Consider the following 6,521-nt stretch of genomic DNA (forward strand, 5'->3'; position numbering starts at 1 on the left):
TATTTTAAAATATAGTATTGGTAATCAGGGGTTTAAGTTGATTTTGTCTTTCTACAACTTTTTTGGGATGATCCTTGTTGTAATTCTGATAATCACCCTAACCACCTGACCATCATGTCAAAAACACTATTAATTCTCACAGGCCATAGTAAGGGCCTTGGGAGAGCTTTATTAGACCATTTTCTGAAGAAGGAAGATGTGGAGGTTTTAGCAATCTCTAGGACTAAATTAGATATTGAGGCTTCTAATTTGACCCAGCTTCCTATTGATTTGTCAGAATTGGAAGTATTGGATGAGGAGTTGGAATCGATTTTTCCAATAGCCAATTTTGATACGATCATTCTAATCAATAATGCAGGATGGATAGGAGAGATTAAGCCAATTGGAAAACTACATCCATCCGAGATGAGAACGCAGGTCAATTTGAATTTGCTTGCTCCGATGTTTCTGACAAATTCGTTTGTTAAAACCTATAAATTTACCTCTTCAAAAAACATAGTGATTAACATTAGCTCTGGAGCTTCTAGTCGACCCGTTTCAGGTTGGGGAGGCTATTGTAGTACAAAGGCTGCTTTAGCAATGTTTACACTTGTAGCTGCGAAAGAAAATAAGACTGACAATTTTAAGTTTTTTAGTCTGGCTCCAGGAATAGTAGATACCGAAATGCAAGCTGATATCAGGAAGTCAAGCGATGTAGACTTTCCAGAATTGGAAAAATTTCAAGATTTTAAGTCTAATGGAGACCTAAGTGATCCGAAGGAAGTCGCAGAAAAAATTGATTATTTGATTTCTAATGTGGAAAAGTTCAATGATGTAATTCAGGATGTAAGAAAGTTCTGAATTACTTTCCTTTCTTAGGATAATCGTAAAACCAAAACGAAGCATTTTTAGGTTTTAAATCGCACCATTTTTCCACAGATGATTGGAATCCTACAGCACCAGCTGTAGGAAGGTTGTCTAAAGGGTATCCAAGATAATTAACTAGATCAGTCATGCCCGGATTGTGAGCAACTAAGAAAATTATATTATCATGATCCTTTTGCATATGTAAGTACTTCATCATTAATGATGGAGAGGAATGATATAATTGATCAATAAGCGCTATCTTATTTATTGGGTAACCTATTTCCTTAGCTATAAGTATTGCTGTTTCTTTAGCTCTTAAGGCTGTTGATGATAAAAATTGATCAGGATATATATTTTTTTTAACTAATTTTTGTCCCATAATTGGAGCTGCTCTTTGGCCTCTATCTGCTAGAGGTCGATCATGATCATTAAGCCAAGGATTGTCCCAAGCTGATTTTGCATGTCGGATCAAAATAATTTTTTTCATTTCATCAAAATAAAAAACTAATATTTTGTTTTTTTTCGCTGAATATTTACTTTTAAAGCACTTTCAATTACAATTTATAACAATTTATTATGTTTACCGGAACAGTAAAATTTTACAATGAGGCAAAAGGATTCGGATTTATCGTAGACGATGAATCACAAAGTGATGTGTTCGTACACGCTACCGGATTAGTGGACAAAGTAGCTCAGAATGACAAAGTAACTTACGATGTTAAAGATGGGAAGAAGGGTCCTAATGCTATCAATGTTAAGAAAGCATAAGCTCTACTTTTAGAATTTATGGTTTCCCCCGGATTTTACTGGGGGATTTTCTTTTTTATTAATAATTTATTTTTCTAATCTAAACCAGTTTCCTCACTGGGTTTTGATATTTTTTCATTCCAATAAGAAGGGAGCGATTTTAAAAATAAGTCTCGTTTTGGATAAGGAATCTCTATTCCATTTTCTGTAAATGCCTCAAATATTGCTGTCATCACTTCTGCACGTTTATCTATCCAAATGTCCATGCTTTCTACCCAAAAAAGTAATCTAAAATCGACAGAACTTTCTCCAAAGTTTTGAAGCAATACCTTTGGTTTTGGGATTTTGAGAATCTGATCTCTGTCTAAAACCTGTTCCAAAATCTCTTTAACCTGCTTCATGTCTGACTCATATCCAACTCCAATCATCAGCTCGATACGCCTTCTTCTGTCCGATAGGGTCCAGTTAATTAAACTTTGAGATAACAAGTCACCATTAGGAACTACAATTTCTGAACCATCATATGCCTGGATTTTACTGGCCCGAATTCCGACTTCTTTGACAGTTCCTGAATTAGTACCTACTTCTATCTCATCTCCAATTTGGATAGGTCTTTCAAAGGCCAAGATTATTCCTGACACTAAGTTGTTAATGATTGTCTGAAGACCAAAACCTATGCCTACAGATAATGCACCTAATACAATTGTGATTTTGTCTAGTGGAATTTTAGCTGCAGCTGCTGCTATTAAAAACCCAATGATAAATATAGTAAGTCTAATTAAGAGGATAGAGCTACCTAGTCTATTTTTTCTACTTGTTGCTGTTTTTTGATCCCTTGCTGAAAAGAAATATGCTATGTTATTAGCTAAGAAATAAGAGATTAATAATATAACTATAAATAATGCTATCGTGCCATAAGTAAAAGATGTATCACCTAAGATTCTTTCCTTAGTTAAGAATTCGTTAAAAACATTAAAAATCGGTTCGAAATAGCCTAGGTAATATAGGATTCCATATGCCCAAATAGAAAAACCAACTAAATATAGTAATCCACTAAGTCTTGATTCGAGTTCTTGAAAATCAAAATAGGAGGTAATAGATGAAGCATTCTTTTTAGATTCTAATACTAAGTAAATTAATTCCAATACAACCAGCGTAAAAATATATAAGCTTATTCCTCTATAGAAGCTTGAAATACCTACTATGGTATAAAGTTTCGAGAGGTTATACCTACCTAAACAGTTAACTAAAAAGGCAAATACTTCAAATAGTATAGTTACAGTAGATAGGAATTTAACTAGATTGCTTCCTGCGAACTTATTTTTTTGAGCATACCTAAGAGTTAAAAATCCTAAGGCTACAGTTGATAAACTGGCTAAAAGTAGAAAGTACCTTTCATTAAAATAATTATCCCAATTCAATCCGATAGTAGGACTTATGAAGTTTAAAGCAAAAAAGATGACCCAATAGGTATAAATCTTTTTTGGAAAATGGGCTTTGATCAATGGGGTAGTTAAAATGCAAAAAAGTAGGGAAAGGATTGAGGCAATGGCCATTGGAGGCCTGTTGAATAGAATGAAAAGTAGAGGCAATAGAAATACAAGTGTAGAACTTATTTGATTGCTTTTGAAAAATTTACTTCTAGCTAAAATGGCTGAACTATGCTCTTTTTCCTCTTTGATTGATTTGATCAGAGAATGGGAAGACCACATTATTACAATAATCAATACCAAAAATAAGCCTACCGACGTAAGGTTTCTTTTCAGGAAAATGAAGCTGATTGTTTGATTTGCCGAAATCGATTTTGTAAAGATCTTCAAAAAGGAAGTGCTGTCGCTGTTGTAGTTTCTTGGTTCCCAAATGAAATTGATCTCCTTTTTCCAAGCCTGTTTTGCCACTTCTCTTTTTTTAAGAAAAAAGTATTGCTCAAGAGAAATAAATCTTGAATTTAATTCGGAAAGGCTTGCCTGAATTCGAGTTAGTCTGATTTCTTGGTCAAAAATATTCTTCTCAATTGTTTTTACAGTTCTGTCTAATTTGGATAGTTCATCATCCAGTTCTGGGATGGCAAGACGTTCTTCTTGACTGATGTATAAAATTGTGTCATTTTTAATTTCCTGAATTACAGAGTTTGATTCATTAAGAATTTCAATCCTATCAGAAAGGATGTCTTCATATTGGGAGGTTTCTTCATGGATTGTTTCGAGAAGGTTCCCCATTCCGTTTAGAAATCTAGAATTGATTATTTCACTTGTGTCTCTGGAGAGGTTCTCCATAGAGCTCAAATAGTTTCTTAAGATTGGAAGGTTATCCATCATATCAAGAGTATCCAAAGGTTGGTTGAGGTCAATCCTGGTCTTACTTAGATTTAATGAATATTTTTTTGTTCTAGAGATTAGTTGGGACAAGATCTGCCCAAGTCTAGCGTTTCTTTCACTTATTTTTTTTGCCTCCTCGTCAGAAATTTCCTCGAATTGCGAAGAATCCCTTGATTGTTTTCCTTGAAAGGTTTCGTTTAAAAGGGAATCGATTATTACTGAATCTTGAGAGTAGGAAATTAGAGGATGATATAAACTAATTACAAAGACAAAAACTAAGAATATTAAACTCTTTTGTGTTCGCATATTGTGAAATTTTGAATGAATATATGAAAAAATGAACTCTTCGGTATCCGTCAATTTAAAAGATCTTCCCCTGACTAAATGACTGGTTTTTGAAGTTTGAGACTATTTTTTAAGTCAAATTGACAGGAGGATTCACTTGGTATTAATTTTTCTATTAGGCCTATTGTAAATACTTAAACCAACAAGATCATGAAATTAGAAAAGTATAACCAATTAGATCCATTATTTCCATCTTCATTTGGAGGTGTTTTGGATAAGCTCTTCAATGAATCTTTTAGAAATGTTCAAAGGCAGTTCAGTCCGGCAGTTGATATTTCGGAAGATGAAAAAGGCTTTGAGCTACAAGTGGCTGTTCCAGGAATGAAAAAATCCGACTTTAAAGTTGATTTTACAGAAGGTAGATTGACAGTTTCTGGTGAAAGAAAAATAGAGGAGAAAAAAGAAGGGAAAAATTTCCATAACATTGAGACACAATACGGATTCTTCAGTCGTTCATTCTATGTGCCTGATAATGTATTGAGTGATCAGATTGAGGCAGTCTATGAAGATGGAGTCTTAAAGATCAATTTACCTAAAGCTGAAAAAAAGCTAGCAAAGGCCTCTATTGAGGTTAAATAATCAAAGGGGCGATAATCGCCCTTTTTTAATTGTGAAAGGACGTAAAATGCGGTTAATTCTTGTTAATTTAAAGAGTTCTTTGCACCTATTTTCTGTAAAAATATGTCTTAGTAGTAGCAATTCTAAATATTAAATAAATTCAATAACTATGAGCAAAAGACAATTCTTTCTCGGCATGCTACTGGCCTCAGTTATCGGTGGTATCGTCGCTTTAGCAGGAGTGAGTTTTTTGATACAACCACAAGAAGCTAGTTCCTTTGACCAAAAACAACAAACAAGTTTTGTTAACCTCCTATCTGGAGATGATTTCAAGATTCCTGATGGAATTAATTTTGTTGCCTCTGCTGATTTAGTTACACCTGCAGTGGTACACGTGAAAAGTACCATTTCTTATAATTCTAGATCTCAAAGAGATCCTCTTCAAGAACTCTTTGGTATGCCACCAAGAGGTGGTCAAGGTGGGGGGGGGATGCAAGCTCCCGTAAGTTCAGGTTCTGGAGTTATAATTTCTTCTGATGGATATATAGTCACAAATAACCACGTAGTGGAAGGTGCGTCCCAAGTTGATATCTCTTTAGAGAATAACAAGCGTTATGTAGCGAAAATTATCGGTACTGATCCGACGACAGATTTGGCACTTCTTAAAATTGATGGTAGCAATCTTCCTTTTGTGAAGTTTGGTAATTCTGATGAAACAAAAATTGGAGAGTGGGTACTTGCTGTAGGGAACCCTTTCAATTTGAATTCAACAGTAACTGCGGGTATCATTTCAGCAAAAGCAAGAAACATCGGCATACTAAGAAGTGTAGAGAATAATCTTTCCGTTGAATCTTTTCTCCAGACAGATGCAGTGGTTAACCCTGGGAATTCCGGTGGGGCCTTGGTAAACCTCGCGGGTGAATTGATCGGGATCAATACTGCAATTGCTTCAAGCACAGGAACTTTTACAGGCTATTCATTTGCAGTTCCTAGTACGCTTGTAGAGAAAGTAATGGATGACTTGATGCAGTATGGAGCTGTTCAGAGAGGCCTTTTGGGTGTTTCCATTCAGGATGTTTCACCTGAATTGGGTGAAAGACTAAATACAGAATTCCCAGTTGAGCAAGGAGTATATGTAGGTGGTGTAAATGAAAATAGTGGTGGCGAAGAAGCTGGATTGAAAGCGGGTGATATCATTATTGGTATAGATGGGAAAGAAATCACCAATGTGGCTGTTCTTCAGGAAATGGTAGCCAGAAAACGCCCTGGAGATCAAGTTTCTGTTAAATACCTGAGAGATGGTAAAACAGTTGAAACCGAAGCCACTCTGAAGAATTTTGATGGAGATACAAATATTGTGAAAAAAGTAGAACCTAAAACCTTTGAGTTTGAAGGGGTAATTTTTGAAGATATTACATCGGAACAAATGGATAGATTGGATATTTCTGGAGGAGCTTTGATCAATACAGTTGGAACTCCAAAATGGAGACAGGCTGGAGCTCGACCAGGTTTCATTGTAACATCTATCATGTCTGAAAACGGAAGGTACAGAGTTTCGGATGCTGACAATATTCTGGACATTCTTGATGACCTAAGAGGTGAGGATATCGTTGTATTGGGGATGTTTAACGACGGAACTGAATACTACTTCGAAGTTGAGTTAGAATAGGATTCCTAAACCCTATAAAGCATGAAAGCCCGTCATTT

Annotated in this window: 6 protein-coding genes; 4 read left to right on the forward strand and 2 right to left on the reverse strand. The window is 35.2% G+C overall.

Translation table 11 applies throughout. The features are described 5' to 3' along the window. Nucleotides 1-114: 114 nt before the first annotated feature. The gene (locus tag O0V13_RS16145) at nucleotides 115-840 is read left to right on the forward strand and encodes an SDR family NAD(P)-dependent oxidoreductase (RefSeq protein WP_268036004.1); all 726 of its coding nucleotides are present in this window, start codon (nucleotides 115-117) and stop codon (nucleotides 838-840) included. A gap of 1 nt (nucleotide 841) precedes the next feature. On the opposite strand, the gene O0V13_RS16150 is transcribed toward O0V13_RS16145, so the two are convergent. Continuing rightward, nucleotides 842-1,333, reverse strand: a complete 492-nt coding sequence (locus tag O0V13_RS16150) for a SixA phosphatase family protein (protein WP_268036005.1) — start codon at nucleotides 1,331-1,333, stop codon at nucleotides 842-844. Nucleotides 1,334-1,422: 89 nt separating this feature from the next. Here O0V13_RS16150 and O0V13_RS16155 point away from each other — a divergent pair, with 89 nt between their 5' ends. Further along, nucleotides 1,423-1,614, forward strand: coding sequence for a cold-shock protein (locus O0V13_RS16155; RefSeq protein ID WP_024281570.1), 192 nt, complete (start codon nucleotides 1,423-1,425; stop codon nucleotides 1,612-1,614). Nucleotides 1,615-1,688: 74 nt separating this feature from the next. Here O0V13_RS16155 and O0V13_RS16160 read toward each other — a convergent pair whose 3' ends face one another. Further along, the gene (locus O0V13_RS16160) at nucleotides 1,689-3,149 is read right to left on the reverse strand and encodes a mechanosensitive ion channel family protein (protein ID WP_268036006.1); all 1,461 of its coding nucleotides are present in this window, start codon (nucleotides 3,147-3,149) and stop codon (nucleotides 1,689-1,691) included. A gap of 1,257 nt (nucleotides 3,150-4,406) precedes the next feature. Here O0V13_RS16160 and O0V13_RS16165 point away from each other — a divergent pair. After that, entirely contained in the window at nucleotides 4,407-4,835 is a 429-nt protein-coding gene (locus tag O0V13_RS16165) for an Hsp20/alpha crystallin family protein (protein WP_268036008.1), read from the forward strand. A gap of 148 nt (nucleotides 4,836-4,983) precedes the next feature. Continuing rightward, nucleotides 4,984-6,483, forward strand: coding sequence for a S1C family serine protease (locus O0V13_RS16170; RefSeq protein ID WP_268036009.1), 1,500 nt, complete (start codon nucleotides 4,984-4,986; stop codon nucleotides 6,481-6,483). The last annotated feature ends 38 nt before the right edge of the window (nucleotides 6,484-6,521 follow it).

The organism is Algoriphagus sp. PAP.12, assembly GCF_026652115.1.
GTDB lineage: Bacteria > Bacteroidota > Bacteroidia > Cytophagales > Cyclobacteriaceae > Algoriphagus.